This window comes from Thermomicrobium roseum DSM 5159 (assembly GCF_000021685.1).
In the GTDB taxonomy this organism is placed as follows: Bacteria; Chloroflexota; Chloroflexia; order Thermomicrobiales; family Thermomicrobiaceae; genus Thermomicrobium; species Thermomicrobium roseum.
Genome location: NC_011959.1, coordinates 353,895 through 379,458, shown reverse-complemented (window position 1 = coordinate 379,458; position 25,564 = coordinate 353,895). Strand labels below are relative to the sequence as shown.

Here is a 25,564-nt window from a genome sequence, read left to right as displayed (position 1 = left end):
GGAGAGGCTGTGGCCGAACTTTACCGCGAGCACATCCTGGACCATTACCAGCATCCCCGGAACTACGGGACCCTGGAACGACCGGACCGCACTTTCGAGGATTCCAATCCGCTGTGCGGTGATCGGATCCGCATCGATCTCAAGCTGGAGAACGACCGGATCGCCGACATTCGCTTTACCGGCCGTGGTTGCGCGATCAGTCAGGCTGCGGCGTCGATCTTGACCGAAATGGTGAAAGGGAAAACGCTCGAGGAGGTCAAACAGCTGGGAGCTCAGGATCTTCTCGAAGAGCTCGGTGTCCCCATCAGTCCGGCGCGGCGCAAGTGCGCTCTGCTCAGCCTGAAAGTACTCAAAGCAGCCGCCTATGGCCTCAACGAATGGCCGACGTGATCGGTACGAAGGGACGCGACCCGATGCAGAAGCGATCCGACGACCTTGCGCGCCGCTTGTTCGGCGATTCCACAACAGAAGGAGGCGAGATGGCGAAGTTCACCGAAGATGATGTCCGCGAGCGTCTGAAGCAGGTCATCGACCCTGAGCTCGGCGTCGATGTGGTGAACCTGGGATTGATCTATGGCATCGATCTCATCGACCGGGAGGACGGCAAGACGGACGTACTGATCACGATGACGTTGACCACATTCGGCTGCCCTCTGGGGCCGATCCTGACCGAGGAGGTGAATTACGCACTCCGCGATCTCCCCGATCTCGGCAACGTGGAGGTCAATCTCGTCTGGAGCCCGCCCTGGACACCGGACATGATGAGCGAAGAGGCAAAAGACGCCTTGGGGATCTGGTGATCGGACGACATCCCCTGCTCGGTCTCTCGGGTATTCTGATCAGCTGGCTGGTCGTCGGCCTAGCCTGTCGAGGGCCAGCCATCTACCCGACCGTCACCGAGCCAACAGGAACCGCTACCCCATCGCCTACCGAGTCCGCTCCGACGGCCGCGACCACCCCGATCGCTTCACCGGTACCGTTGCCCCGACCGACACCGTTTCCGACACCGAACCCGACTCCGCCTCCACCGACCCCACCCATCGAACCGACGCCACTCACCACGCCCACTTCACCGTCGCTATCGTCCCCCACCCCTACCTCCCTTCCGGTGCAATCGGTCGCACGCGTCATCACACGGTTGGAGACCACTCAGGCGGTCATCGCCCTTACCTTCGACTGCGGGGCCGACCGTGGTTATGCGGAGGAGATTCTCGACGAACTGGCTCGCCACGGCATCCGTGCCACTTTCGGAATGACGGGAGCTTGGGCACGGGCGAATCCCGACCTCGTCGCGCGCATGCTCCGTGAAGGACATCGCCTCATCAATCACTCCGATACGCACCCCTCCTTCACCGGTCGCTCGACCGGATCTCCACCGTTGTCGGTCGACCAGCGCGCAGCCGAAATCCGAAGAGCCGAGCAGGCAGTCGCTGCCGTCTCGGGCAGCGAAACCACCATGCGCCCCTATTTTCGGCCACCCTACGGGGATTACGACGAGGCACTCCTTACGCTCCTCCCGGAACTCGGTTACAGCGTCGTCGTCATGTGGACAGTCGATTCCCTCGGCTGGCGCGGCATTCCGCCCGAAGAGGTCGTCACGCGCGTTCTGGCGGCAGCACAACCGGGTGCCATCGTGCTCCTTCATGTCGGTGCGCAGTCGACCGATGCCGCTGCACTCCCGCAGCTGATCGCAGCTCTCCAAGAGCGTGGATACGGCTTCGTCACCACCGATGCCCAACTCGGGTGACTCCACAACCGATGTCAGGAAAAATTTGACGAAGTGTGCGTCGCAGTCCGCTGTCTGCGACCGCTTTGGCATACTCTCTGCAGGAGCTGTGCCCGAGCACGGCTCCACTGTGGGAACAGGCGGAGTGATGGTGCAAGAGTTGTTGGAGCGACTCTTGCGGAGTGAGGAGGCTCGAATCATGCGTCGAGACGCGACCGAGCGACTCACGCGACGCGGCTTCATGCGACGGGCCGGTGCAGTGGCGATCGCGGTCCCGGCCGTAAGTGCGCTTCTGGCTGCCTGTGGTGGTGGCGGTGGTGGCGGTGGAACCAGCGGTGGCGGCGGTGGCAAGCTCACCATTGAAATGGGCGAATACTATTACAAGCCAGCAACGATCACTGTCTCACCGGGTGCCAGCGTGACCGTGACCCTCAAGAACGCCGGGACGCTGCAGCACGACTTCCACTGCGACCAGATCAATCCGACGACTTCTTCGCTCGTCGATCCCGGCAAGTCGCTCGACTTCACCTTCACGGCACCGAGCCAGGCGGGCACCTACGACTTTTGGTGCACGGTTCCGGGGCACAAGGAACTCGGCATGGTCGGTAAGCTCGAAGTGAAGTAACCGCACCGCGAGTCCAACGATTCTGGAGCGACCTGGAATGTTCCAGGTCGCTCATTTTGTCTCGGACAGCCCCACGTCCAGGCACGGCAGGCACCCAGTGAGCGTGGACCCACGACCAACCCGCGCCACCGGCAGACAGGCTGACGGGTATGTTACGATCTGGCTAGCTACCGACCAGCATGCGTCGCCGTGGAGCGGTCGGAACGACGATCGGTCCAGGAACGACATCTCCATGACTTGGCCACGGACCACAGCTGGGACGACCAGAGGGGAGGACAACGATGGCACACCAGCGAGCGGGGCAGCACCGGGATGGTCAGCTGGACGTGCAGCTCCCCGACTACGCGCGCGAGCTCCTCGAGCGCTCGACCTTGATCATCGTCTCCAACCGCGGACCGGTCGAGTTCCACCAGACCAACGACGGCGAGATCGCCACGAAGCGGGGCACAGGCGGAGTTATTACTGCTATGAGCGCCGCAGCACGCTTCGCCGACGCCATTTGGGTGGCCTGCGCGATGACGCCCACTGATCGCGTCATCGCGGAGGAAATGCGGCAACGGCGAGAAGCGCTCCTCACGATACCGGATCTGCCTGGTTTCCGACTTCGCTTCGTCGTTCCCGATACCGAAGCGTACCGTGGCTATTACAACCGGATTGCCAATCCATTGCTCTGGTTCCTGCAGCATTATCTTTGGGATACTCCTCGCGCGCCCGATATCGACCACGAGACGTGGCAAGCCTGGCACGAGGGATACGTTGCGGTCAACCGCCTCTTCGCTGAAGAGGTGGTGGCCGCCGCAGCGGCGGCCCCACGCGATCCCATTGTGCTCTTGCAGGACTATCACCTCTACCTCGCCCCGACCTTCATCCGCGAGTTGCGCCCTGACCTGCTCCTGCACCACTTCGTTCATATCCCGTGGCCGGACCAGGACTATTGGCGATTGCTCCCACTTCCCATGCGCCGTGCGATCTGCGAGGGCCTGCTGGCCAACGATATCGTCGGATTCCAAACGCCCCGCCACGCCCGGAGCTTCCTCAATACGGTCGATGCGAATTTGCCAGAAGCAGAAGTCGACTATCGGCGGCGCGAAGTGACCTATCGCGGGCATACGACCCGCGTCCGCGTCTATCCGATCTCGATCGACCCCGAACTGGTCCGGGCCGTAGCCGAAAGCGAAGATGCCCGTCGGCATCGTGAACACCTCGAGGCGTTCCGCAACGAATACACCATCATCCGGGTCGATCGAGCCGAACCGAGCAAGAACGTGGTGCGCGGCTTCCTGGCGTACGACCGCTTGCTCGAAAAGCACCCCGAGTTGATCGGGCGCGTCAACTTTCTCGCTTTTCTCGTCCCGACACGGATGGAGGTTGCCGAATACATCAACTACCTCGACGAGATCAATGCAGTTGTCGGCCGCATCAACGCCAAGTACGCGAACGCTGCGGAGATCGAGGGCATCCACTGGGAGCCTGTGCACCTCTTCGTCGGTGACGACTATCCCCGAGCACTCGCTGCGATGAAGTTCTACGACGTGCTCTTGGTCAATGCGATCTTCGACGGCATGAATCTGGTAGCCAAGGAGGGAGCGCTGCTCAACGAGCGCAATGGAGTCCTCATCCTCTCGGAAGGGGCCGGAGCATACCAGCAACTCGGGCAGTGGGCATTGACCGTCTCGCCCACGGATATCGAAGGCACAGCGGAGGCCCTCTGGCAGGGGCTGATAATGCCTGCCGCAGAACGGGCCTGGCGGGCCGAACAGTTGCGCCGTCACGTCGTCGAGCATGATCTCCGCCGTTGGCTCGTCGATCAGCTGCACGACATCGCCGACCTCCGCGCCGAGCGCGCGCCGCACCGCCTCATCGCCCCTTCTTGACCGAGCTGCTTCCCCAGACGGGGCTTTGGTACAACTCATCCGGCGCGGGCTGCATCCGTCGCCAGGAGGGACAATGGTGTTCGAGCGCATCGGTCGATTTTCCTTTCGCTACCGCTGGTTCGTGCTCGCACTCTGGCTCGTCGTTGTTCTGGCAGTTCTTCCCACCTTACCCCGCGCGACTGGTCGACTCGAAGTCGGTGGTTTTTCCAGCCCACACACGGAAGCTGCCCGGACGCGCGAACTCCTGCGCGAGCGGATTCCTGGCTACAGTCCGAGTTCGCTGCTCGTCCTCTTCTCGCATCCGACGCTGTCTCCCTCCGATCCCGCCTTCGTCGAGCAAGCTCAGCGCGCCCTGAGCGCTGTTCCCTCGATTCCCCATGTGACTGGCATTCGCTGGTTCACCGAAAACCCGAGCCAAATCGCGCCGGATGGTTCACTCGCCTACGCGGTCATCGAATTGGACTTGCAACCGGAAGAAGCACAGCGGGTCCTCGACGAGATTCAAGAAGCGATCATCCGAACCGATCTCCAGGTCCAACTGGCAGGCGCTCCCGCCTTCTATGCAGACCTGGAGCGCGTGACCGAGCGGGATCTTCGGCGGGCTGAGTTGATCGCTTTTCCGTTCGCGTTAGCCGCCTTGCTCTTCGTCTTCGGTAGCGCTGTCGCTGCTGCGGTTCCCCTCTTCATCGGTGGCGTGACGGTGGCGCTGGTTCTCGGTATCGTCTACGGACTGACGCACCTGACGGAACTCTCGATCTTCACGCTCAACGTTGCCTCCCTTCTCGGCCTGGGCCTCTCGATCGATTACTCCCTGTTTCTCGTCAGTCGCTTCCGCGAGGAACTTGCCTCGCACGATCTCGCGGATGCAGTGGCCCGCACGACGGCGACTGCCGGGCGAGCGGTCTTCTTCTCCGGGCTGACGGTATTGATCGGACTCTCCGGCCTCGGCTTTTTCGAATTCCTCTTCATGCGCTCCGTCGGCATCGCTGGCATGCTCGTGGTGCTGGTTGCCGTCAGTGCCAGCTTGACGCTCCTGCCCGCTGTCCTCGGCATCCTGGGGCGCCGGATCGATGCACTCCGCGTCATTCGCCGCGATACCGAGACGGGACGCTTCTGGCACTGGATCACCGAGTTCGTCATGCAGCGCCCCTGGCAAGTCGCCCTACCGGTCGTTGCCCTGCTGGTTCTCCTCGGACTTCCCTTCCGCCACGTCGAACTCAGCTCGCCCGATGCGACCATCCTGCCCACTTCGACTCCCTCCCGCCAGGCATTGGAGACCTTTCGCCGCGCGTTCGGCGATGGGGAACTCTCACCGATCGTCATCGCGGTCGAAACCGAGCGTCCTGTCAACGATCCCCAGACACTAGCTGCCCTCTACGACTTCACTCGCCGGCTCGCGGCGGATCCGCGGGTGACCAAGGTCACCAGCATCGTGACCATCGACCCGCGCATCAGTCTCGCCCAATACCAGCTTCTGTACGCTGATCCGGAGCGGATTCCCGAGCCACTGCTGCAGCGCGTGTACCGGGAGCTTGCTGGGGATCATCTCACGGCAATTTACGTGTACACCGACGCACTGCCAGCCAGTGATCGCGCGAAGGCTCTCCTGCATGACATCCGCGCGATGGATCCCGGTCCAGGGTTGAAGCTCTGGGTCGATGGCGGCACAGCGGAAATCGTCGATGTCGTCGATCGAATGTACAGTGAGTTTCCCTTGGCTGCCTCGACGGTCATTCTGGCGACCTACATCGTGCTCTTCCTTCTCCTCCGCTCGGTCTTTCTCCCGCTCAAGGCGATCATTCTCAACGTGTTGAGCCTTACCGCGAGTTACGGTGCACTCGTTTTCGTGTTCCAGGAGGGACACTTCAGCTCGCTGTTGCGTTTCTCGCCGCTCGGATTTACCGAGGCATCCTTACCGATCGTGATGTTTTGCATCCTCTTCGGCGTTTCCATGGACTATGAAGTATTCTTGCTGAGCCGGATGCGGGAATCCTGGGACCAGACTCAGGACAACCGCTTAGCCGTCGCCACGGGGCTCGCCCGCAGCGGTCGCATCATCACGGGTGCTGCTCTCATCCTAGTCGTCGTCGCGGCCGCCTTCGTGACCGCCGATGTCGTCTTGATCAAAGCGCTCGGATTGGGTATCGCGCTCGCGATCGCGCTGGATGCCAGCATCGTACGCACGCTGCTCGTCCCCGCCACGATGCGCCTACTCGGCCAATGGAACTGGTGGGTTCCGCGCCGCCTCGCGCGGACTCTCGACACGGTACGGATCGGACACTGAATGCGCCGACGAGCATTTCTCGGCACCCTCGCACTCGGGCTGCTCGCCTGCCGAAGCTCCAATGGGCCGCAGTCACAGGAGCCGATGGGGCCGACCCCATCAGCCAGCCCGCGACCAGCCAGTCTCTTCCTCACACCACCGCCAGCACCCGGCCCAGTCGTGTTTCCGCGTGATTTCGGCTCCCACGATGTTTTGACCGAATGGTGGTACGACACTGGTCATCTTCGATCCGCGGCGGGCGAGCGGTTCGGTTTCGAGTTCGTCATCTTCCAGGTGCAGCGCTTCGGCTATCCCGTCGTCTATGCCGCACACGCTGCGCTGACGCTCGTCGATCGACAGGCCTTCCTGTGGGACGAACGGTTGATCGCTGTCCCGCAGCGGCAGGAGAGCTGGCCACTGGCCCTTGCCGTCGGCGATTGGACACTGACCAGCGATGGTGAGTCGGATCGGATCACGGTCCGCAGCGGATCGTTCGGCTTTACCCTGGAACTCCAAAATCTCCGCCCACCGCTCCTGCATGACGAGGATGGCTACTTTTCCTGGGCACCAGAGACCGGCTCCTACTACTATTCGCGCACACGGTTGGCGACCCGGGGCGTCGTTTCTGTCGGCGGTCACGACGTCAGCGTTTCTGGCGTCGCGTGGAACGATCACCAGTGGGGCAACTTTCTCCTCGGAGGAGGCGGGTGGGATTGGTTCGCCATTCAACTCGAAGACGGCACCGACCTCATGCTCTGGCAATCGCGTGATGCTGCTCAACGCGTCATCCAGCGGAGCGGCACGCTGCTCCGAGCCGATGGAAGTATCCGCTGGCTGCACGACGCCGAGATCGGTCTCCACGCGACCGGATCCTGGCAAAGTCCGCACAGCGGTGCGATCTACCCGAGCGGGTGGCAGATCGAGCTCCCTCCTGACATGACGCTCACGGTTACCCCGCTCGTCCTCGATCAGGAGTTGCAAACCGTGCGTTCGACGGGAGTGATCTACTGGGAAGGCGCTGTTTCGGTCATCGCTGCACAGGCTGGTGTGAAAACAATCGGTCAGGGGTACGTGGAGCTGACCGGATACGCCACACCCTCGGTTCCGGTTACCCCACCGTGAGCGATCAGGTCCAGTGAACAAGCCGGGACGGCATGACGCAGCGGAGCACACGCGAGTACTCTTGACAGGTCTCAGCGAAAACGCTAGAATAGCCGCCAACAATCGAGAGGCCGGCGCTCATCTCGAGCGGTGGAGGGAACGGCCCGACGAAACCCGGCAACCAGCGCAGGCCACTGCGCCAGGTGCCAATGCCGGCGGAGCGGGAAAGCTCCGCACGATGAGCGCGGTCCTTGCGACGACGCAAGCCCCTCCACCATGTCGTGGGGGGTCTTCCTTTCAGTCCCTCCACGCAAGTCGATGAGGTCGTGACGGGAGCGAGTGGAGCAGGTCGCTTCCACGACGTGCCCGAGGGAGGGATTCCTGTGACGTCCACTCTGCCTGTGACGTACCAGATTGCACGGATCGCCACACCCGAACAGCCTTTTGTGACCGAGCATGGCGACGTCTTGCCGGTCGTGGATATCGCGTACGAGACATGGGGAACTCTGAGCCCTACCGGTGACAATGTCGTCCTCATCTGCCATGCCCTGACTGGGAGCAGTCATGTCGCGCCGCATGGCCCGGGTGATCAACCAGGCTGGTGGGATCCCATGGTCGGCCCCGGCCGCTTCATCGACACGGACCGGTACTTCGTCATCTGTGCCAACGTGCTCGGGAGCTGTTACGGCTCGACCGGTCCGCGTTCGATCGATCCCCGCACCAGCCGTCGCTACAACCTTCGCTTCCCCCTCATTACCGTTCGCGATATCGTCCGCTCCCAGGCGATGCTCCTGGACCAACTCGGGATCGAGCGGGTCTATGCCGTGATCGGTGGCTCGCTCGGCGGTATGCAGGTACTGGAGTGGGCAGCGATGTATTCGGACCGAGTGGAGCGGATCGTTCCCATTGCTGCTGGCGCCTCTTTTTCCGACCAAGGCATCGCCTATAACGAGGTCCAGCGGCGTGTCATCATGCTCGACCCAGCATGGCAGAACGGGGAGTACGAGGATGGAGAGGGTCCACGCTATGGACTGGCGATCGCTCGTATGCTCGGCATGATCACCTATCAGTCCGACGAGCTCATGTCAGCCCGCTTCCAACGCCGGACAGGAGCACGCTACACCGAGTGGCCCGAGTTCCTCGGACGCTACGACGTCGAGGGCTATCTCCACTACCAGGGTGACAAGCTCGTGCGCCGCTTCGATGCGAACAGCTACCTCTACCTCACTCGCGCTATGGATTCCCACGATCTGGGCCGTGGCCGAGGTGGCTATCACGCTGGACTCTCCCGAATCCGTGCCCGAACGCTCGCCATCGGTATCCGCTCGGATATCCTCTTCTGGCCCAATCAGGTGAGAAGTCTCGCCGAAGACTTGCGTGCGCTCGGCGTCGATGCTCGCTATTGGGAACTCGACTCCCCCAACGGGCATGATGCCTTTCTCAAAGACTTCGACCAGATCGGGCCAGTGATCGCGGCCTTCCTCGCCGAGCCCTAAAAGCTATACCGAAACTGCCTGCGCGCGCTGCCCGCGAGCAGCATCGCGACGCGCCCCGACGAGCTGGACAGCGGTGTCCAGCTCGTCGGTTTTCTCCTGTCGAATCGAACGCTTCCTCAGGTAGCTGGCTCGAGGTTAGGCAGGAGCGCTGGTCCGAAGCGAACAGCATCGAGAACGTCAGCGATCACTGCACTCGCGGTCGGTGACGGTCCAGCACCCGGCCCGTACAGGACGATGGTTCCCACTCGATCCCCAGTCAACTCGATGGCGTTGAGATTCAAACGAACGTGCGCCAGAAGATCGCTCGCTGGGACGAAAACCGGTCGCACGCGCAATCGCCAAGTCTCGTCAGCCAACTCCGCCTCGGCGAGCAACTTCATCGCTCCACCGCGGGTACGCGCGTCGAGGATCTGATCCGGCGTCACAGTGGTGATACCGCGCCGCTCCACCACTTCCGGCCGGATATGCCTGCCTGCGGCCAATGAGGCGAGAATGCTCAGCTTGTAGGCAGCATCGTAACCCTCGACATCGGCGGTTGGATCTGGTTCTGCGTACCCGAGTTCTTGCGCTTGTCGCAGCGCCTCCTGATAGGGTACCCCTTCTTCTGCCATGAGAGTCAGGATGAAATTCGTCGTGCCGTTCACGATGCCGCGGATGCGGTGCAGACGATTCGTGGTCAAGAGCTGCCGCAGGCTGACCATGAGCGGAATTCCTGCCCCGACACTCGCCTCGAACAGCAGGGCCCGCTGGTGTTCCCGGGCTGCCGCGACCAGCTCAGCAAAGTGCTTGCTCAGGGCCTCCTTGTTGGCCGTGACGACATGTTTACCCGCCTCGAGCGCACGTTTCATATAGGCCGCTGCTGGTTCCTCTCCCCCGAGCACCTCGACAACGACTTGAACCGACGGATCCGCCAAGATCGGCTCGATCGACGTCGTCGCCGCCCGCTCGCTAAGGCCAGCCTGGACAACACGTTCACGGTGCCGCGCGAGCCCCCAGCGCACGTCCAAGAAGAGTCCAGTCCGCTCGGCGATGCGCTCACGCTCCTCGCGGATCATGCGGAGCACGGCGCTTCCGATCGTTCCCACTCCAAGCAGCGCGATCCCGACGGTCTCCATGTGATGCTCTCCTCACCTGTGACTTGACCATCCCACGCCCGCTTGGTACAGTGGCAGCGGGCGCTGACAGGGTAGGTGAGCCCGCGCCCTCTGCGCAAGCGGACGAGCCGGAAGGACGAACGTCGTGCAGACAGCGAAACGGACGACAACTGGAACGACCGCTACTCGCTGCGCCGGCGTGCGCTCGGGGAGTCCGTAACGCGCGGCCGAACTCGAGCGAATGCCGGCAGGGGTTGCGACCTCTGCCGGTTTTGTTGTATCGGCACCACCAGTGAAGGGAGGAACTCGTGTCCGATCGAATCGACGTCGCCATCCTAGCGGCAACCGGTAGCGTCGGCCAGCGCTTCGTCCAACTCCTCGCTGGCCACCCCTGGTTCCGGATCGCTGAACTCGTCGCGAGCGACCGCTCGGCCGGGAAGCGCTATGCGGAAGCGGTGAACTGGCGCATCAGCGCTGCCCCGCCAGAAGAAGTGCGCGATCTTGTGGTGAAGCACATCGAAGAACCGATCAACAGCCCGATCGTCTTCTCGGCCCTTCCCGGTGGGGTCGCTGGGCCGATCGAGGAGGCGTTGGCCGCTGAAGGAAAGAAGGTGTTCACGAACGCGCGCGACCATCGGATGGATCCGGATGTGCCCCTTCTCATCCCCGAGGTGAACCCCGATCATGCCCGGGCGATCGAGCGACAGCGGCAGCTCCGCGGATGGCGCGAGGGGTTCATCGTGGCCAACCCCAACTGCTCGACGATCCATCTCGTCCTCGCACTCAAGCCGATTCACGATGCGTTCGGGATCGAGCGAGGCATCGTCACCACACTCCAGGCATCCTCGGGTGCCGGCTATCCTGGTGTTCCTTCACTCGATCTGATCGATAACGTCATCCCGTACATCGGTGGAGAAGAAGAAAAGATCGAGGCCGAATCACGTAAGATCCTCGGTCGCTGGATCGACGGTACCTTCGAGGACGCTCCGATCGTGCTCAGTGCGCACTGCAATCGAGTCCCCGTGCGCGACGGACACCTGGAGACCGTGAGCCTGGATCTCCATCGTTCGGCGACCCCGGCGGAGGTAATCGACGTGCTGCGAGCGTTCCGTGCGCTTCCACAGGAACTGGAACTCCCCAGTGCTCCCCGTCACCCCGTCATCGTGCTCGAGGAGCCCGACCGGCCGCAGCCGGTGCTCGACCGAGACGCCGAACGTGGTATGGCATCGGTCGTCGGCCGGGTTCGGCCTTGCTCGGTGTTCGACATCCGGTTCGTCGTCCTCGGCCACAACACGATCCGCGGAGCCGCCGGAGCCTCGGTCTTGAACGCCGAGCTTTTCTACCGCGAAGGGTTGCTCTAGGACGCAACCGAGAGCGCGGCAGGGCGCGCCCTGCCGCGCTCTCGCTCACGAAACAGCTGATACGAGCTCAGGAATGCGAGCGGCGAGTTCTGGCCGGGTCACCAGCGGATAGGCCAGGCTATCAGCCAATGCCAACCAGGACGCCTCGATGATGTTCTCCGAGGAACCGACCGTGTTCCAACTGCCATGCGCGTCACCGGAGCGGATCCAGACGCGCACCTTCGCGCCCGTTCCGTGATGATCATCGAGGACGCGTACCTTATAGTCCTCGAGGTCTACCGCAGCGATCTCCGGATAGAACTCCTGCAGCGCCTTGCGAGTAGCCCGGTCCAGGGCGTTCACTGGTCCGTTACCCTCGGCCGCGGTGTGGAAGACGTGCTGGCCGATGCGCAACTTCACCATCGCCTCAGCGAGCATGCCGCGCCCATTGCGATATTCGGTCAGGACCGTATAGTCGAGCACCTCGAACGGTGGTCGGTAGTCGGGCAGGTTGCGGCGGATCAAGAGTTCCAATGATGCATCAGCGTCCTCGAACCAATAACCGTGAAACTCGAGTTCCTTGATCTGCTCCAGGACACGTCGCACGACCTCCGGCTTGTCGCCGAGCTCGATGCCGAAGCTCCTCGCCTTCACGACAATGTTGCTCCGACCGCTCAGTTCGCTGACGAGGACGTGCCGAGTATTGCCCACTACTTCCGGCGGAATGTGCTCGTAGGCCGAGGGGTGCTTGGCGATCGCATTCACGTGCAGTCCGGCCTTGTGCGTGAACGCGAAGGCTCCCACGAATGGGAGGCGAGGATCGTGCGCCAGGTTGGCGACCTCCGCAACGTATCGAGACGTCTCGGTGAGCTTACGCAGATTACCCGGCGGCAAGCAGCGATAGCCCAGCTTGTACTCGAGAATCGGGATGATCGAACAGAGATTGGCGTTCCCGATCCGTTCCCCGAGCCCATTCATCGTCCCCTGAACATGCATGGCACCAGCCAGAACTGCGGCGATCGTGTTGGCGACAGCCAGTTCGCAGTCGTTGTGTGTGTGAATGCCCACAGTACAGGAGACCGAGGAGAGCGCATGCCGCACTGCCCGCACGAGTGGGTCCGTCAGTGTTCCACCGTTGGTGTCGCACAGCACCACCGCGTCCGCGCCAGCATCGCAGGCCGCCCGTAGAACGGCGAGCGCGTAGTCCGGATCCTCCGCATACCCATCGAAGAAGTGCTCGGCATCGAAGATCACTTCGCGTCCTGCCGCCTTGAGAAAGGCGACCGATTCCGCAACCATCCGGAGATTCTCATCGAGGGTCGTGCCGAGGATTACGCGCACTTGAAACGGTGACGCTTTGCCGACGATCGTCACCGCCGGTGTCTCCGCTTCCAACAGGAGACGCAAGTTGACGTCCTCTTCGACCGTTCCGCCGGCTCGGCGTGTGCTTCCGAAGGCAGTGATCCTGGCGTGTCGCCACTGCTGGTGTCGGGCACGCTCGAAAAACGCCATGTCCTTCGGATTGGAGCCGGGCCAGCCACCCTCGATATAGGCCACACCCAGTTCGTCCAATGCCCGGGCGATCTTCAATTTATCTTCTGTCGTTAGGGAGACACCGGATCCCTGCGTCCCATCCCGCAACGTCGTATCGTAGATGACCACTCGTCGTTCGCCGTTCTCGCTCATCCGCTCCCTCCTTCCTTCTCGGAAACGCTCGGCGGCCTCCCCGCGTCGGGGAGGCCGCCTCATCGTCATCCACTGGTTATCGTTTCAGGCCTGACCAGCTACGCTCCTCCCCAACGCCGCATGCCCCGCCACGCGGGGCCGAATAATCGCGATGATGATCGAGAGGATCGCGAGTGTCAGCGACGCTGGGCAAACCATCAGCTGCCCGGCCTCCTGTTCTCCTGCTTTAGCCTAGCGTACGCTCCTCCTCGTGTCAACTGGATCGTTCCCTTCTCAGATACTCCCTTCTCGCGTGTTCCGCCGGATACAGTACACGCTTCACGCACCGAGTGGAAAATCGATGGGCACTTCGATCAACGTTGGAAGGTCACGTTCCAGTGCCCGCGCGATCGCTCCCTCGAGCGTCTGGGGACTGGTCACGTACTCGCTCGGAATGCCATACGCAGCCGCGAGCTTCTGAAAGTCAGGATTGACCAAGTCCACCGCGATGAAGCGCCCTCCGAACGAGCGTGCTTGTTCGTCCTTGACCGCCGTGTAGCTGGCATCGTTGAAGAGAATGATCGGGATCCCGATCCGGAATTGGACTGCCGTGGCGAGTTCTTGCATGGTGAACTGGTACCCGCCATCGCCGACGAGCGCGACGACCGCAGCTTCGGGACGCGCGATTTTCGCTCCGATCGCTGCCGGCAACGCGAACCCAAGCGTGCCATAACCGGTCGGGAAAAGGTATGTTCCTGGCTCGTAGACCGGATAGTGCCGGTTGCCGACGTAGGCCATCATCGTCATGTCGCTGACCAGAATGCCATCCCGCGGCAGCACGGCACGGATGGCTCGGAGCCATTCAGCCTGACCTGCCCCCCAAGCCGTCGCGAGCGCCTCACGCTTGGTCGCCTGTAAGACGTCGACAGGCCATCCCTGCTTGGTGATGCCGCGCGACGTTAGCTCGCTCAGCAGGGCCCGCACCGTTTCGCGTGCATCAGCGACGATCGGGAGCGTCGGCGGATAGTTGCGCAAGATCTCCTGGGCATCGATGTCGATCCGGATGCGCCGGTCCGGGAGCGGCAAACGCCCATTCGCCGTATCTTGTGCACCCAGCTTGGATCCGATCACGATGACCAGATCCGATTCGCGCAAGACGCGCTCGACCGCGTTTTCGGGTTCCCAGAGATTCCCGAGACAACGAGGGTGATCCTCCGGAATCGCGCCCTTTCCCTGCAAGGAGGTGATGACCGCCGCTCCCAAGCGTTCAGCCAACGCACTGAGTTCAGCCGTTGCGCCACTAGCGACCACGCCCCCACCACAGTAGAGAACCACGCGCTCCGCTTCCTCGATCATGCGAGCTGCCAGCTCGATGGCTGACCGCCTCGGTTGGGAGCGCTCCATCGACAGCGGTGCGAGGTGAGCCAACTCGATATCGCCAGAACCATGGAGAACATCCAAGGGAACCTCCAGATGCGTCGGGCGTCGTCGCCCACTGATCGCTTCCGCGAACGCTGTGCGGAGGAGTCGGGGGACATCCTCCACTGAGCGCGCACGATCTGCCCATTTGGTGACCACACGCATGATGCCGAGCTGATCCTTGCAATCGTGCAAGTGGCCGAGCATCTGCCCCTGCCAGGCTTGCTCGACGTTCGACGCGATGACGACGACTGGTGAGGAATCGGCATACGCTTCGCCGATCGCTGTAGCGATGTTCGTAACGCCCGGTCCGGTAATGACGATGGCCACACCGGGCTTCCCCGAAACCCGCGCGTACCCATCGGCCATAAAGCCCGCACCCTGCTCATGCCGCGCGAGCACATGTCGGATCGGCGACGAATAGAGCGCATCGTAGATCGCCAACGTATGAACACCCGGGATGCCAAAAACGACCTCCACGCCGAGCCGCTCGAGCGTGCGGACGACCGCTTCTCCACCAGTAACCCGCATCGTTTTCCTCTCCATCCATCATGCCAACCAGCGCGGCGATTATACGGCCAGACCTGGCGGCAGAGCGCGTCCGGGCGCGAGTTCTGCTCGAATCCCACAGGAGGAAGACTATGGTGCGGATTGGTCAACACTTCAGTCTTTCGCTCGTCGCGCTCGTGGCGATACTGCTCGCAAAACCAGAGACCTTTCTGCATCCTCGCGTAGCCGCGCCTCCCGAACAGCCGCCACAAGCTCTCCTCGTCGTTTCCGCCCCGCAGCGGTTCATGACGAGGGATCTCCCCAGTGAGCCGAGCGACGAGCGGCCTCCGTACTCGATCACCGGTTCCTTGCATCTGGTTGGCAATTTAAGAGGAATCGTAGGTAACCCACCCGAGTCTCTCTTTACCGATTCCGCGCACCACTCTCTTCACTTCTTCCAAGATTCGACCAGACCGACTCGAGACTCGACGCCGGTTGCAGACACATCACAACCGAAACCCTATCGTAAGCCTGTTCCGATACTTATGTATCATTACATTCGTCCGCGCCCGGGCCCCGATGACCCGATCGGTCGGGCCCTCTCGGTCGAACCAGCCGAGTTCGCAGCACAGATCCACTGGCTTTCCACCCATGGCTACACGCCGATAACGCTTTCCGAACTCGAAGCGATCCGACGGGGTGACCAACCTGCTCCAGCCAAGCCGATCGTTCTCACGTTCGACGACGGCTACCGTGACTTCTACGAGCATGCATGGCCGATCCTGCGCCAGTACAACTTTCATGCCACGATCTTCGTGATCACCGGATTGCTCGACTCGCCGCGCTATCTTACTTGGGAGATGGTTCGTGAACTCGATCGCTCAGGGGCGATCGAAATCGGCGCTCATACGGTCCATCACGTCGATTTGACCCAGGTGTCCGATGCGCAACTGCGAGCAGAACTCACCGAGTGCGCGACGGCGCTTCGCGAGGCACTCGGTCACCCGGTTCTCTCCTTTGCTTATCCCGCTGGCAAGATCGATCAGCGCGTGAAAGCAGCGACTGCTGCGGCAGGCTACCGCATGGCGGTCACCACTCAGCCAGGCCGAGCCGGTGCGGACGATGACCCGCTCGCTCTTCCTCGCCTCCGCGTTTCAGGAGAGATGACACTCGAGCAATTCGCAGCACTGCTGACTGTGTCCAGCTGATCACTCAGCTCGGACGACCACGGGGCTCCAAGATCCTGACCTCCGCGACATCACCGACGAGCGCAGCCAAACGTCGAGCGTCCTCCACCGACCCGACGACCGTCCCATAATGCATGGGGATCACGACACGCGGTTGGAGCATGCGTACGGCCTCCGCGGCTTCTTCTGCCGTCATAACGTAGGTCCCGCTGACGGGGAGAAAGGCATAATCGACCGGACCGAACTGCGCCATCTCCGGTATGGCGTCGGTGTCACCGGCGAAATACCAGGTGACACCCTCTGCTCGGCAAATGAACCCGACATGCTCCTTTTCTCGAGGATGGAAGGGCACACCAGGGCTGCGAAACTTATTCAAGTTATAAGCTGGTACCGCACGAATCGACAAGCGACCATACTGCACTTCACCGCCCGGCCTGATCACGTGAACGGGGGGTTCGAGTTCACGAGTATTCGCCGCAGTGGGATTCGCTACGACGAACGTCTTGTGAACGTCGCGGATCCTCGCGATGTCGGGCGGTGAGCAGTGATCGAAGTGCTCATGGCTGATCAAAATGACATCAGCAGTCGGCTCACCGTCCGGAATCTGGAAAGGGTCATGATAGAGACGCAGCCCAGCAACGTCGATCCGGAAGGCCGACTGAGCGTACCACGTGACGTCGAAAGTCATCGCCCGTTCTCCCCTTCGAGTGGCAGTGCGCGAGCACCTCGATGAGCGGCGAGTGCTCGCGTAGCCGAACGTCCCCGATCGGACTACTCGACAACTAGTTGGGGCAAGCGCGTCACGCTGCGATCGACCAGGCGATCCGAGGATCTCGGTCGCGCCGTCACGAGAGAACAGACCATGCTCCGGCCCACTCAGCGCTGGTTCTCTGCCGAGCACACCCGCACCCGGACGGCGTCTTCGACCGGTGTTCGGTTCGAGCGCAACGATCCCCGCCGAGCCTGATCGCCTCGATGTTAGCTCACCCGCTCGGCCTGCCCCACCGCTTGTGGAGCGATCGGCCCCAGCAAGCGTTCGAGGGCCATGATGTGGCTGCACGTGCCCAGGCCGAGCGCCTCGAAGGAATGGCACGTGCAACTCCAGCTCCCGTCCGCAAAATGGACGTCGTACACATCGTGCTCACCGCGGAACCGGACGTGCAGGGATTGCACCTGGACTCGTTCCGGTTCCGCAGCATAGCGGCGTGCCTTCTCGATCTTCCCGATGAGGCTCGAATTCATGATCCATCCCCCTTCCGGTCCGTCCCGTCGCGCCTGACCGACCATGAACACGCAGGGCACCAGGCCAGTTTCCCAGTGCCCTCGACCGCTCTTCGGTTGGCGGACCACCGTGCATTTCGGGGTCCTCGCCTTCCTGCTCAGGGGTTTCTAGCCAGATTATAGCGCATCACTTCCCGATACAACAGATCTGACATGAGCGCGTCGGGAATGTCACCCGTTCGCCGCGTACGAAGCCGTGCCGAACTGGCGTCGAAACCGGGCCACCCACGAGCACTCCTCCAGCTCACATCCGATTCCGCCTGCGATTCCGCCGGGAGCACCCCTTCGCTGCCGCGAAGCCGCCGAGGCAGCGAGAGGACGGGACCTCGTCTTCGAGCGAAGATCACGTTACACTCCGACGGGGGTATCGATGGAAGCCAGTATCGCTGTGCTCGCCGGTGGCCAGAGCCGACGCATGGGGCAAGACAAAGCACTGCTGGACTTTTGTGGCGAGCCGCTTCTCGCTCGCGTCTTGCGCCGCGTTCGACACCTGACCGACGACCTCTTCGTCGTCGCGAGCGATCGCCCAGCGTATGCTCAGTTCGGCGTCCCGATCGTACCCGATCGTCTCCCGGGAAGCGGACCGCTCGGTGGGATCTATTCGGCACTGCTCGCTGCTCGCCACGAGTATTGCCTCGTGCTCTCCTGCGACCTTCCCTTCGTCTCACCAGATCTCCTGGCGGCCCTGCTCGCTGTCCCGCGCGACTATGACGTGCTCGTGCCGACCAGGGCAGAACGGACTGGTCAAGGCGGCATGTTGACGTATGAAACACTCCACGCCGTCTATTCGAAGCGCTGCCTGCGCGCGATCGAGCGACAGCTCGCTGCCGGAAACCTCAAGATCGTGAGCTTTTTCGCTGAGGTTCGTGTCGTCCCGGTTCCAGAGAGCCACCTCCGCACCATCGACCCAGAACTGTTGTCGTTCGCCAATACCAACACTCCCGAGGCCTACCGTGCAGCCCTGGAGCGAGCGAAAGGGACCGAGCAGTGTCTCGAGTCTCCCGTGGAGGGCAGCGCATGACAGCACGAGCGATCGCCACCTTCGCCGAGCGTGCTGGTCGACCGCTTCTGATGGGCCGTTGTTGGGCAGTCTCCAGTGGTCATTCCCTTGCCTCTTGGGCAGGTGCCCGCGTGCTGGAGCGCGGCGGCAGTGCCGCCGACGCCGCTGTCGCTGTCGCCGCGGCGTTGAACGTGGTCGAACCGCAGATGTCCGGTATCGGCGGTGATCTCTTCGCCCTTGTCTACGAGGCAGGGACTTCGACCGTCTGGGCGGTGAACGGTACAGGGCCGGCACCGCTCGACGCGACCCCGGAACGCTTCCGCGATGGCATTCCGGAACGCGGTCCACTCGCTGCTTCTGTTCCGGCTGCTGCTCGCGCTTGGGATTTGCTGGTCCAACGCTGGGGCCGGCTGCCGCTCTCGATAACCCTCGCGCCGGCGATCGAACTGGCCCGCGACGGCTTCCCGGTCAGCCATAATCTTGCGACCTACATCGAGACCTACGCTGACGTTCTCGCCAGCTATCCCGAGACGGCTCGCACCTTCCTCCCAACTGGTTCGCCACCTTGTCCGGGCGATGTGCTCCGCCAACCGGATCTCGCTCGCACGCTGGAAACGGTCGCTGCGGAAGGCGTCAACGCGTTGTACGAAGGCGATCTCGCCGAGCGCTTGACGCGCGCCGTCCTGGCGGCTGGTGGGCTGTTGACACGCGAGAGTCTTCGGCTGGCGCGAGCAACGATCGTCGAGCCACTCCAGCTAGCGTACCGCGACTGGACCATCTGCGTCCCGCCGCCGAATTCCAGTGCTCATACCCTTCTCGAGATGCTGGGTATCCTGCAGTACTTTCCACTCGCCCGGTGGCGCCCGCTTTCGCCCGAACTTCTGCACGTGATGATCGAGGCCAAGAAACTCGCCTTCCTGGATCGTGAGCGCTTCACTGGAGATCCCGATTTCGTTGGTCCTTTCCCGCCCGACGTGCTCGCCCCCGAGCGACTGCAGCGGCTCGCGGCGGCGATCGATCTCACGCGAGCAAAGCCGGTGCTCACGACTCGACCTGCCCGCGAGGACCACACGACCTCGTTCTCGGTCATGGATCACGAGGGTAATCTCGTCGTCGTGACCGCCAGCCTCAATATGGCATTCGGTTCCGCGTTCATCGCCGGCGATACCGGCATCTTGCTGAACAATCGGATGACCTACTGGCACTTGGAGCCGAAGCACCCGAATCAGCTACAGCCGGGGAAGCGCGTTCGTCACACGCTCAGCCCAGTCTTGCTCACCAGACCGGGTGAACGGCTCGGTCTCGGAACTCCGGGGAGCGATGCTCAAGTGCAGATCCTGGTGCATGTTCTCGTGCATTGGCTCGAATACGGTTTCGATCTCCAGACAGCGATAGAATTGCCGCGCTGGCGCCATCGCGGTCCTGGGCACGAGTCCAATTGGCCGCACGGCTCTCTCGACCTTGTCCAGGTCGAGGGGAGGCTTCCCAACGCCACGATCGAGGGGCTCCAAGCACGCGGCCATCGTGTCGAACGACTGGCCCGCTGGGGTCCGATCGGCTCCTGCCAGGGGATTCACTGGCGTGATGCTGAGCGTGTCGTCGAAGCTGCTGCCGATCCGCGCAGCGACGCCTATGCACTGGCCTGGTGAGAGGATCCGACGATGCTGACCACCTGGCGGCCTTCAGGGATCGTGACGTTTACCAGTGACTATGGCGTGCGTGACAGCTATGTGGCACAGGTCAAGGGAGTGATCCTCGAACGAGCTCCCACGAGCACGATCATCGATGTCACGCACGAGATAGCAGCCCAGGACATCCTCGAGGGAGCGTTCCAACTCGCAACCGCTTGGCGTGCCTTTCCTGTCGGCACGATCCATCTGGCTGTGGTCGATCCCGGTGTGGGTAGCGAGCGACGCGCGGTCTCGATCCTGGCGGATGGTCATGCCTTCGTCCTGCCCGACAACGGACTTGCGACCTTCGTCCTCGCGGAGGCGCACCAGGTCGCTGCTTGGTCGCTCGATCGATCAGAGTGGTTCCGCCAGCCGGTTGCACCCACCTTCCATGGGCGAGACATCTTCGGCCCGATCTGTGGTCTGCTCGCCAGCGGGATGTCCCTGGCAGAAGTCGGTACGCCGCTCGACCCGGCGTCCTTGGTGAAACTCCCGATCCAGCCGGTCATCGCGAGCGGAGGAAGCGTCGTCGGTCCCATCGTGTCGATCGATCGTTTCGGGAATTGCCGCACCTTGATCCGGCGCGAGCAGCTTCCTGACGAATCGGAAACGCTCTGCATCCGCTGCGGTCAGCTGGAGTTGCTCGGTATCGTGCGCACCTTCGCCGATGTCGCCCCTGGCATGCCGCTCGCCTATTTCGGCAGCCACGGTGGCTTGGAAATCGCCGTCCGCGACGGCAATGCTGCGGCAACCTGGCACCTCGAGCGGGGCATGTTGGTCGAAGTCCGCCGCGCGGTCAAATGACAGCGTGCTATACTGCTCAGAGGATCGGGAAGGTAGACGGTATGGGACGGGTGAACACGACGAAGGCACGGCGCAAGACGAGCAAACGCACCGCTCGGGCGAGCGCACCCGTCCCCGCTGGTTCGGTATCCCCTTCACCGGACAAACCCTCCGGAAGCCGGTCAGCGACGCAACCCCAAGGAATCATCAGCCCATGGGGGCGAGTCGACGAGGAGTATGCGCTGATCAAAGCTGATCTGACGCGTCTCCTTTGGGTCACCGCTCTGTTGCTTGGGCTGCTCCTGTTGTTGGCGATCGTCCTGCGGTGAACCCGACGCGAAAAGCCCTCGTCCTCTCGAGGGGACGAGGGCTCGCGGATCTGCGGCAACGGACTCACTCGCTGATCGTCTCGTCGATGTCGAACTCCACGACGAGCGCCTCCTCGTCGACCGCACTGAGCGGCTCTTCGGTGATCTCCTCTTCGCTCTCGACGAGCTCCTCCTCTTCGACTTCCAGCGCCTCAGCTTCCTCCTCTTCTGGGAAGAATTCCTCTTCTTCGATGATCTCTTCTCCTCGGCCAAAAGCTTCCGGAAGGTAAGGACGCGGCGGAGCGATTTTCGGCTGGGGCGGGAAAGACGGCGTATCCAGCAAGTGCGGCGTACGGAAGACTTCCCGGAGAATCACCCGCAACGTATCACCAGTGAGCTGAATAACGAACGCGCGGTATTGGTTTCCCTCGCGGGTGAGTCGGGCCACGCGACGTGCTAAGCGCCCCTCGAGTTGCCCGAGGCGAGTGCCGTCAGCATCGAGAACGATAACGGCATCGTCGCGGATATCCAGAAAGACCTCTTGCCCCGGGAAAAGTTGTGCCAGCACAGCCGGTGCGGCCGGTCGCAGCAGGTCCGTGACGTAGGTTCGGCCCATCTCCTCCATGAACACATCCGCGCGCGGTGCTGGTCGCCTCACCGGCACCGGAATCGTGCCATCGCTCGTCTGGCTAACCAACCACTCCAATCGGGTCACGTTCCGCTGGGCGATCGCATTGCCCGGTTCGATCTCCAGCACTCGTTGATAAGCGGCCCGCGCATCGGCCACGCGACCGAGTTCGGCCAAAGCATGCCCTAAACGATTCCAGGCCGCGACATCGCGCGGGGACAACTCGGTGATCCGTTGATTGAGCTGGACAGCTCGTTCCCAGTTGCCTTGAAAGGCCGCCTGCTTGGCCGCCTGTGTGAGGCGGCGCAGCAATCGTCGCTCATGACTGCCCTGATTGGTCAGCATCGACATCGTCGTACTCCGCCTCCGTCCGTACTATCGTGTCAGTATGGCCGGCTCGGCTGCCCCGACAGTGACCGGTTCCCCGAGGAGGTACCATGGGCTCGCCTGGGTGACACGAACCTCCACGAACCGCCCGCGCCAGTCGCCGGGAGCCTCGAAGAAGACGAGCGTATTTCCTCGGGTCCGACCACGCCAGCGACCGCGCGCTAGCCCATCGACGAGGATCTCCACCGTTCGACCCACATAACGCTCGTTCCGTTCCCGAGCGATCCGTTCCTGAAGTTGCTCGACGGCTCGGTGACGCCGCCGCTTCTCCTCGCGGGGCACATCGTCGGGCCAGCGTGCTGACAAGGTTCCTGGACGTGGCGAGTACATCGCGACATGCACCTTGTCGAACCGGATCTCTTCGAGCAGCCGATAGGTGTTCAGGAACTGCTCTTCCGTCTCACCCGGGAATCCAACAATGATATCGGTAGAGAGGGTGACGTCCGGAATCAGTTCGCGGATCCGCGCGATCCGTTCGCGGTATTCCTCCACGGTGTAGTGACGCCGCATGCGGCGCAGGACCTCGTTATCGCCCGATTGCACCGGCAAATTGACGTGCTCGCAGACTTTCGGAAGATCCGCAACCGCGCGAATGAGCTTGTCACTGAAGTATTTGGGGTGCGAGGTGAGGAAACGAATCCGCTCGATTCCCGGCACGTCGTGCACGCGCTCCAGCAGATCAGCCAGATCCGGCTGGCCAGGCAAATCATGACCGTACGCGTTGACCGTTTGCCCGAGCAAGGTCACTTCCCGCACACCACGTGCAGCGAGCTTTTCCACTTCCGCCACCACCTGCTCGACCGGGCGACTGCGCTCGCGACCACGCCGGTACGGGACGATGCAATAGGAGCAGACGAAGTTGCACCCGTAGATGACCGGTACGAAGGCGGTCACTTCCGGGTCAGCCTGGCCCTCGTCGTAGTAATGCGGTAACTCCACCAGGTCGATGTCAACGTCAGCAAGTTCCGGCACCAAGGAAACGAGGCGCTCGAACTCCGACGGTCCATACCAAAGATCGACCCACGGGAAGCGCTCAGCGAGCCGGCGCTCCTGCCCGGTGACGAGACAACCCGTAACCGCGATCCGGACATCCGGCCGGCGCCGCTTGAGGCGTGCCAAGGCTCCGATGTACCCGAGGGCCTTGTCTTCAGCCTGCTGTCGCACCACGCAGGTATTGACGATGACGATGTCCGCGTCCCACTCTCGCACCGCTGGAACGTATCCAGCCTGCCGCAAGAGTGCTGCGGCCTTGGCTGACTCTGCTTCGTTCATCTGGCAACCGATCGTCCAGATGTGGAAGCGCTTGACCCCTGGAACCGCGTCGACGATCGAAGCGGGCGCTGGCTGGAGCTGAATGAGCTGCATGGATCTCCCTCCACAGGCGCTCGGCGCCCGTGTCTCGTACAGTCTCTCATTATACCGCTCGAGCATCCTACTCGATCGACGGGCAGCACCAGCCGAGACCGTGTGCTAGGATAGTCCGCAGGTGGTGGCCGACGAGGCGAGGGACCATCGCGCGGGGCGGCAGCGGCCGCGCCGTGTTCGCTGTTCGGGGAGGGGTACCGTTGATGCAGCGACGCTGTGGGACGTGCCGCTACTTCGAAGAGGGTGGACTCGCTGGATCCGGCTGGTGTCGCCATCCCCAGCGGCAAGGCCTCCAGCACGTCGTCTTCGTTCGCCGCGGTGAACTCGCCTGCCGCACCAACTGGGATCAGGATCTCTGGGAGCCGCGCGAGGCCGGAAACCGCCCTGCCCTGTCGGTGATCGCCGGCTCGTGGGTCGAACGGGCGGACTCCCCGAGCCCTGCCCTTCACCCCGAGGCCACTCCGGTCAGTCCCCCCTCGGTCTCCGCGGCATCTGCTGGGCCAGTGCACCATCAGCGCACCAGACCAGCGTCCCAAAGCTACCGCACGAACGGTCAGAGTGGCGAGACGGAACCGTTCCCAACAGTCGAAGAGCACGCAGCCCCAGAACCGACCGAACCATCGCACCTCATCGAACCACAGCTCGATGACGTACAGCCGGCGGCCCATGCCTCGCTCGCTGCGCTCCCGCGCATTTGCCGCACCTGTCGCGATTTTCGGCCGGTAGGGGATGGACGTCACGGCTGGTGTGCCAATCGCTATGCCTTTCCCGAGCGAACGCTCGTCGCCGCGGAGACGTTGGGCTGCCACAGTACGCTGGGTTCCTGGTGGCTACCGACCGACGATTGGTGGCTCCAGGAAGTCGATATTTCTCACCATGGCCAGCCGACGCCCTTGGTCGACGAGTTGCTGCGCCAGCTTCTGAGCATGCGTCAGCAGGAACGCCGGCGCCGAGCGAGCTCCTGAGGGGCACGGCATGAGTGAGTTCGGGGAATTATTGCGGAACGCACGCGCGTACCGTGGCGTGACGCTCCTCGACGCCGAGCGTGCGACCCGCATCAACCGGCGTTATCTCGCTGCGCTCGAACAGGAAGCGTTCGAGCAGCTCCCACCCCTGACCTACGCGCGTGGCATCGTCCGCCTCTACGCCCAGTACCTGGGCCTCGATCCGGTCACGGTCCTCGCCAAGTTCGAGGAAGCGCATGGTCAGCGCAGCATGGGATTCCGCGTCGTCCCCTCGGTGCAGCCCGTACGAGAACCGCTCATGCACTGGGCACCGAACTTCGCTGTGATCGTCTTCATGCTCGCTCTCTCCGCGATCGTGTTCGCACTCGTCTACACGACCTACCTCGTTCCCCGCGAGACATCGCCCACACCGGAGGCGAGCAGCGTCGCCACCAGCGCGGAAGCAGTCATGCCGACAGTGACCGGCGTGGTTTCCGCTCCGGCAGCGACTGCCACGACCGTCCCCACCGCGCCCCCAGGCACCGTACCGGTGAACCCCGCGGCGAACGCAACGGCATCTCCTGCCTCTGCGGCCTCCACCGAAGCGAAACCGGAGCATTCCCCCACGCCAGGAACATCGGGAACACCGGCGCCTGCCGGACCGGCGACAACCGAGCATACTTTCGAGATCGTGACCATGGGTCGGGTCTGGGTTCAGGTGACCGTGGATGGTCGCACGGTGCTCGCTGAAGTGCTGAATGAGGGAGACCGACGGAGTTTCCGCGGTAAGACGATGACGGTCAGCTCGGGTAATGCGCCACTCGTTCGGATCATCGTCGACGGCCAGGATCGCGGGCCGCTGGGCCAACGTTGGGACGCAACCGCCAGCTACCCGTGATCGAGAGCAGCCTGACGTGCT

At 62.7% G+C, this 25,564-nt stretch carries 23 protein-coding genes and 1 riboswitch; of the genes, 16 read left to right on the top strand and 7 right to left on the bottom strand.

The genetic code is table 11. The features are described from left to right. Nucleotides 1–9 precede the first annotated feature (9 nt). The 8 genes from sufU to metX all read left to right on the top strand — a co-directional run bounded on the left by sufU (nucleotide 10) and on the right by metX (nucleotide 9,085). Nucleotides 10–390 carry a Fe-S cluster assembly sulfur transfer protein SufU gene (gene sufU / locus TRD_RS01745; RefSeq protein WP_012641784.1) on the top strand — a complete coding sequence of 127 codons (381 nt, stop codon included), beginning with the start codon at nucleotides 10–12 and terminating at the stop codon, nucleotides 388–390. A gap of 89 nt (nucleotides 391–479) precedes the next feature. Beyond that, nucleotides 480–800 (top strand): metal-sulfur cluster assembly factor, encoded by a 321-nt coding sequence (locus tag TRD_RS01740; protein ID WP_041436282.1) that lies wholly within the window; start codon nucleotides 480–482, stop codon nucleotides 798–800. Beyond that, nucleotides 797–1,747, top strand: coding sequence for a polysaccharide deacetylase family protein (locus TRD_RS14075; RefSeq protein WP_081433377.1), 951 nt, complete (start codon nucleotides 797–799; stop codon nucleotides 1,745–1,747). The genes TRD_RS01740 and TRD_RS14075 overlap by 4 nt, the downstream gene beginning before the upstream one ends. A 178-nt stretch (nucleotides 1,748–1,925) precedes the next feature. After that, nucleotides 1,926–2,351, top strand: a complete 426-nt coding sequence (locus tag TRD_RS01725) for a plastocyanin/azurin family copper-binding protein (RefSeq protein WP_226980707.1) — start codon at nucleotides 1,926–1,928, stop codon at nucleotides 2,349–2,351. Between the two features lie 281 nt (nucleotides 2,352–2,632). After that, nucleotides 2,633–4,225, top strand: a complete 1,593-nt coding sequence (locus TRD_RS01720) for an alpha,alpha-trehalose-phosphate synthase (UDP-forming) (RefSeq protein WP_012641778.1) — start codon at nucleotides 2,633–2,635, stop codon at nucleotides 4,223–4,225. A gap of 73 nt (nucleotides 4,226–4,298) precedes the next feature. Beyond that, nucleotides 4,299–6,509: an MMPL family transporter gene (locus TRD_RS01715; RefSeq protein WP_012641777.1), complete on the top strand. Its 2,211-nt coding sequence runs from the start codon at nucleotides 4,299–4,301 to the stop codon at nucleotides 6,507–6,509. Next, nucleotides 6,510–7,610, top strand: coding sequence for a lipocalin family protein (locus TRD_RS01710; RefSeq protein ID WP_012641776.1), 1,101 nt, complete (start codon nucleotides 6,510–6,512; stop codon nucleotides 7,608–7,610). It abuts the gene before it with no gap. A gap of 114 nt (nucleotides 7,611–7,724) precedes the next feature. After that, a riboswitch (SAM riboswitch) is annotated at nucleotides 7,725–7,834 on the top strand. A 138-nt stretch (nucleotides 7,835–7,972) separates the two neighbouring features. Beyond that, on the top strand, nucleotides 7,973–9,085 hold the full coding sequence (gene metX, locus TRD_RS01705; protein WP_041435911.1) for a homoserine O-acetyltransferase MetX: 1,113 nt from the start codon (nucleotides 7,973–7,975) through the stop codon (nucleotides 9,083–9,085). 116 nt (nucleotides 9,086–9,201) lie between these two features. Here the strand turns inward: metX and TRD_RS01700 are convergent, their stop codons facing one another. Beyond that, complete coding sequence (locus TRD_RS01700; RefSeq protein WP_012641774.1) at nucleotides 9,202–10,200, bottom strand: homoserine dehydrogenase; 999 nt, start codon at nucleotides 10,198–10,200, stop codon at nucleotides 9,202–9,204. Nucleotides 10,201–10,487: 287 nt separating this feature from the next. Here TRD_RS01700 and asd point away from each other — a divergent pair, with 287 nt between their 5' ends. Beyond that, a complete protein-coding gene (gene asd / locus TRD_RS01695) occupies nucleotides 10,488–11,540 on the top strand; it encodes an aspartate-semialdehyde dehydrogenase (RefSeq protein ID WP_012641773.1) in 1,053 nt (350 codons plus the stop codon). Between the two features lie 45 nt (nucleotides 11,541–11,585). Here asd and cimA read toward each other — a convergent pair whose 3' ends face one another. Both cimA and TRD_RS01685 read right to left on the bottom strand, forming a co-directional pair. Next, the gene (gene cimA / locus TRD_RS01690; protein WP_143714592.1) at nucleotides 11,586–13,205 is read right to left on the bottom strand and encodes a citramalate synthase; all 1,620 of its coding nucleotides are present in this window, start codon (nucleotides 13,203–13,205) and stop codon (nucleotides 11,586–11,588) included. Between the two features lie 318 nt (nucleotides 13,206–13,523). After that, the gene (locus TRD_RS01685) at nucleotides 13,524–15,134 is read right to left on the bottom strand and encodes a thiamine pyrophosphate-binding protein (RefSeq protein WP_012641770.1); all 1,611 of its coding nucleotides are present in this window, start codon (nucleotides 15,132–15,134) and stop codon (nucleotides 13,524–13,526) included. 503 nt (nucleotides 15,135–15,637) lie between these two features. Here TRD_RS01685 and TRD_RS14800 point away from each other — a divergent pair. Beyond that, complete coding sequence (locus TRD_RS14800) at nucleotides 15,638–16,300, top strand: polysaccharide deacetylase family protein (protein WP_169302276.1); 663 nt, start codon at nucleotides 15,638–15,640, stop codon at nucleotides 16,298–16,300. Nucleotides 16,301–16,304: 4 nt separating this feature from the next. On the opposite strand, the gene TRD_RS01675 is transcribed toward TRD_RS14800, so the two are convergent. Beyond that, entirely contained in the window at nucleotides 16,305–16,967 is a 663-nt protein-coding gene (locus TRD_RS01675) for an MBL fold metallo-hydrolase (protein ID WP_012641768.1), read from the bottom strand. 290 nt (nucleotides 16,968–17,257) lie between these two features. Next, complete coding sequence (locus TRD_RS01670) at nucleotides 17,258–17,521, bottom strand: SWIM zinc finger family protein (RefSeq protein ID WP_041436273.1); 264 nt, start codon at nucleotides 17,519–17,521, stop codon at nucleotides 17,258–17,260. A gap of 409 nt (nucleotides 17,522–17,930) precedes the next feature. Between TRD_RS01670 and mobA the strand changes: the two genes are divergently transcribed. Genes mobA through TRD_RS01650 form a run of 4 tightly spaced genes read left to right on the top strand, consistent with a single transcriptional unit; the run spans nucleotide 17,931 to nucleotide 21,342 of the window. Then, nucleotides 17,931–18,581 (top strand): molybdenum cofactor guanylyltransferase, encoded by a 651-nt coding sequence (gene mobA / locus TRD_RS01665; protein ID WP_012641766.1) that lies wholly within the window; start codon nucleotides 17,931–17,933, stop codon nucleotides 18,579–18,581. After that, a complete protein-coding gene (gene ggt / locus TRD_RS01660) occupies nucleotides 18,578–20,209 on the top strand; it encodes a gamma-glutamyltransferase (protein WP_012641765.1) in 1,632 nt (543 codons plus the stop codon). The genes mobA and ggt overlap by 4 nt, the downstream gene beginning before the upstream one ends. A 12-nt stretch (nucleotides 20,210–20,221) precedes the next feature. Then, the gene (locus tag TRD_RS01655) at nucleotides 20,222–21,034 is read left to right on the top strand and encodes an SAM hydrolase/SAM-dependent halogenase family protein (protein ID WP_012641764.1); all 813 of its coding nucleotides are present in this window, start codon (nucleotides 20,222–20,224) and stop codon (nucleotides 21,032–21,034) included. A gap of 41 nt (nucleotides 21,035–21,075) precedes the next feature. Continuing rightward, complete coding sequence (locus TRD_RS01650) at nucleotides 21,076–21,342, top strand: hypothetical protein (protein ID WP_012641763.1); 267 nt, start codon at nucleotides 21,076–21,078, stop codon at nucleotides 21,340–21,342. Between the two features lie 64 nt (nucleotides 21,343–21,406). Here the strand turns inward: TRD_RS01650 and TRD_RS01645 are convergent, their stop codons facing one another. Further along, nucleotides 21,407–22,300 (bottom strand): tetratricopeptide repeat protein, encoded by an 894-nt coding sequence (locus tag TRD_RS01645; protein WP_012641762.1) that lies wholly within the window; start codon nucleotides 22,298–22,300, stop codon nucleotides 21,407–21,409. Between the two features lie 24 nt (nucleotides 22,301–22,324). Next, nucleotides 22,325–23,701, bottom strand: a complete 1,377-nt coding sequence (gene miaB / locus TRD_RS01640) for a tRNA (N6-isopentenyl adenosine(37)-C2)-methylthiotransferase MiaB (protein WP_012641761.1) — start codon at nucleotides 23,699–23,701, stop codon at nucleotides 22,325–22,327. 203 nt (nucleotides 23,702–23,904) lie between these two features. Between miaB and TRD_RS01635 the strand changes: the two genes are divergently transcribed. Then, a complete protein-coding gene (locus tag TRD_RS01635) occupies nucleotides 23,905–24,666 on the top strand; it encodes a hypothetical protein (protein ID WP_012641760.1) in 762 nt (253 codons plus the stop codon). A gap of 10 nt (nucleotides 24,667–24,676) precedes the next feature. Then, nucleotides 24,677–25,543 carry a helix-turn-helix domain-containing protein gene (locus tag TRD_RS01630; RefSeq protein ID WP_012641759.1) on the top strand — a complete coding sequence of 289 codons (867 nt, stop codon included), beginning with the start codon at nucleotides 24,677–24,679 and terminating at the stop codon, nucleotides 25,541–25,543. The last annotated feature ends 21 nt before the right edge of the window (nucleotides 25,544–25,564 follow it).

Bases quoted from the DNA above. Each gene is read 5' to 3' on its own strand.
- TRD_RS01710 (WP_012641776.1), top strand. From the start codon at position 6,510: ATGCGCCGACGAGCATTTCTCGGCACCCTCGCACTCGGGCTGCTCGCC.
- TRD_RS01645 (WP_012641762.1), bottom strand. From the start codon at position 22,300: ATGTCGATGCTGACCAATCAGGGCAGTCATGAGCGACGATTGCTGCGC.
- TRD_RS01725 (WP_226980707.1), top strand. From the start codon at position 1,926: ATGCGTCGAGACGCGACCGAGCGACTCACGCGACGCGGCTTCATGCGA.
- ggt (WP_012641765.1), top strand. From the start codon at position 18,578: ATGACAGCACGAGCGATCGCCACCTTCGCCGAGCGTGCTGGTCGACCG.
- TRD_RS01720 (WP_012641778.1), top strand. From the start codon at position 2,633: ATGGCACACCAGCGAGCGGGGCAGCACCGGGATGGTCAGCTGGACGTG.
- TRD_RS14800 (WP_169302276.1), top strand. From the start codon at position 15,638: ATGTATCATTACATTCGTCCGCGCCCGGGCCCCGATGACCCGATCGGT.
- TRD_RS01675 (WP_012641768.1), bottom strand. From the start codon at position 16,967: ATGACTTTCGACGTCACGTGGTACGCTCAGTCGGCCTTCCGGATCGAC.
- TRD_RS01740 (WP_041436282.1), top strand. From the start codon at position 480: ATGGCGAAGTTCACCGAAGATGATGTCCGCGAGCGTCTGAAGCAGGTC.
- TRD_RS01630 (WP_012641759.1), top strand. From the start codon at position 24,677: ATGAGTGAGTTCGGGGAATTATTGCGGAACGCACGCGCGTACCGTGGC.
- miaB (WP_012641761.1), bottom strand. From the start codon at position 23,701: ATGCAGCTCATTCAGCTCCAGCCAGCGCCCGCTTCGATCGTCGACGCG.
- TRD_RS01635 (WP_012641760.1), top strand. From the start codon at position 23,905: ATGCAGCGACGCTGTGGGACGTGCCGCTACTTCGAAGAGGGTGGACTC.
- TRD_RS01655 (WP_012641764.1), top strand. From the start codon at position 20,222: ATGCTGACCACCTGGCGGCCTTCAGGGATCGTGACGTTTACCAGTGAC.
- TRD_RS01715 (WP_012641777.1), top strand. From the start codon at position 4,299: ATGGTGTTCGAGCGCATCGGTCGATTTTCCTTTCGCTACCGCTGGTTC.
- cimA (WP_143714592.1), bottom strand. From the start codon at position 13,205: ATGAGCGAGAACGGCGAACGACGAGTGGTCATCTACGATACGACGTTG.
- TRD_RS01670 (WP_041436273.1), bottom strand. From the start codon at position 17,521: ATGAATTCGAGCCTCATCGGGAAGATCGAGAAGGCACGCCGCTATGCT.
- TRD_RS01685 (WP_012641770.1), bottom strand. From the start codon at position 15,134: ATGCGGGTTACTGGTGGAGAAGCGGTCGTCCGCACGCTCGAGCGGCTC.
- TRD_RS01650 (WP_012641763.1), top strand. From the start codon at position 21,076: ATGGGACGGGTGAACACGACGAAGGCACGGCGCAAGACGAGCAAACGC.
- TRD_RS01700 (WP_012641774.1), bottom strand. From the start codon at position 10,200: ATGGAGACCGTCGGGATCGCGCTGCTTGGAGTGGGAACGATCGGAAGC.
- mobA (WP_012641766.1), top strand. From the start codon at position 17,931: ATGGAAGCCAGTATCGCTGTGCTCGCCGGTGGCCAGAGCCGACGCATG.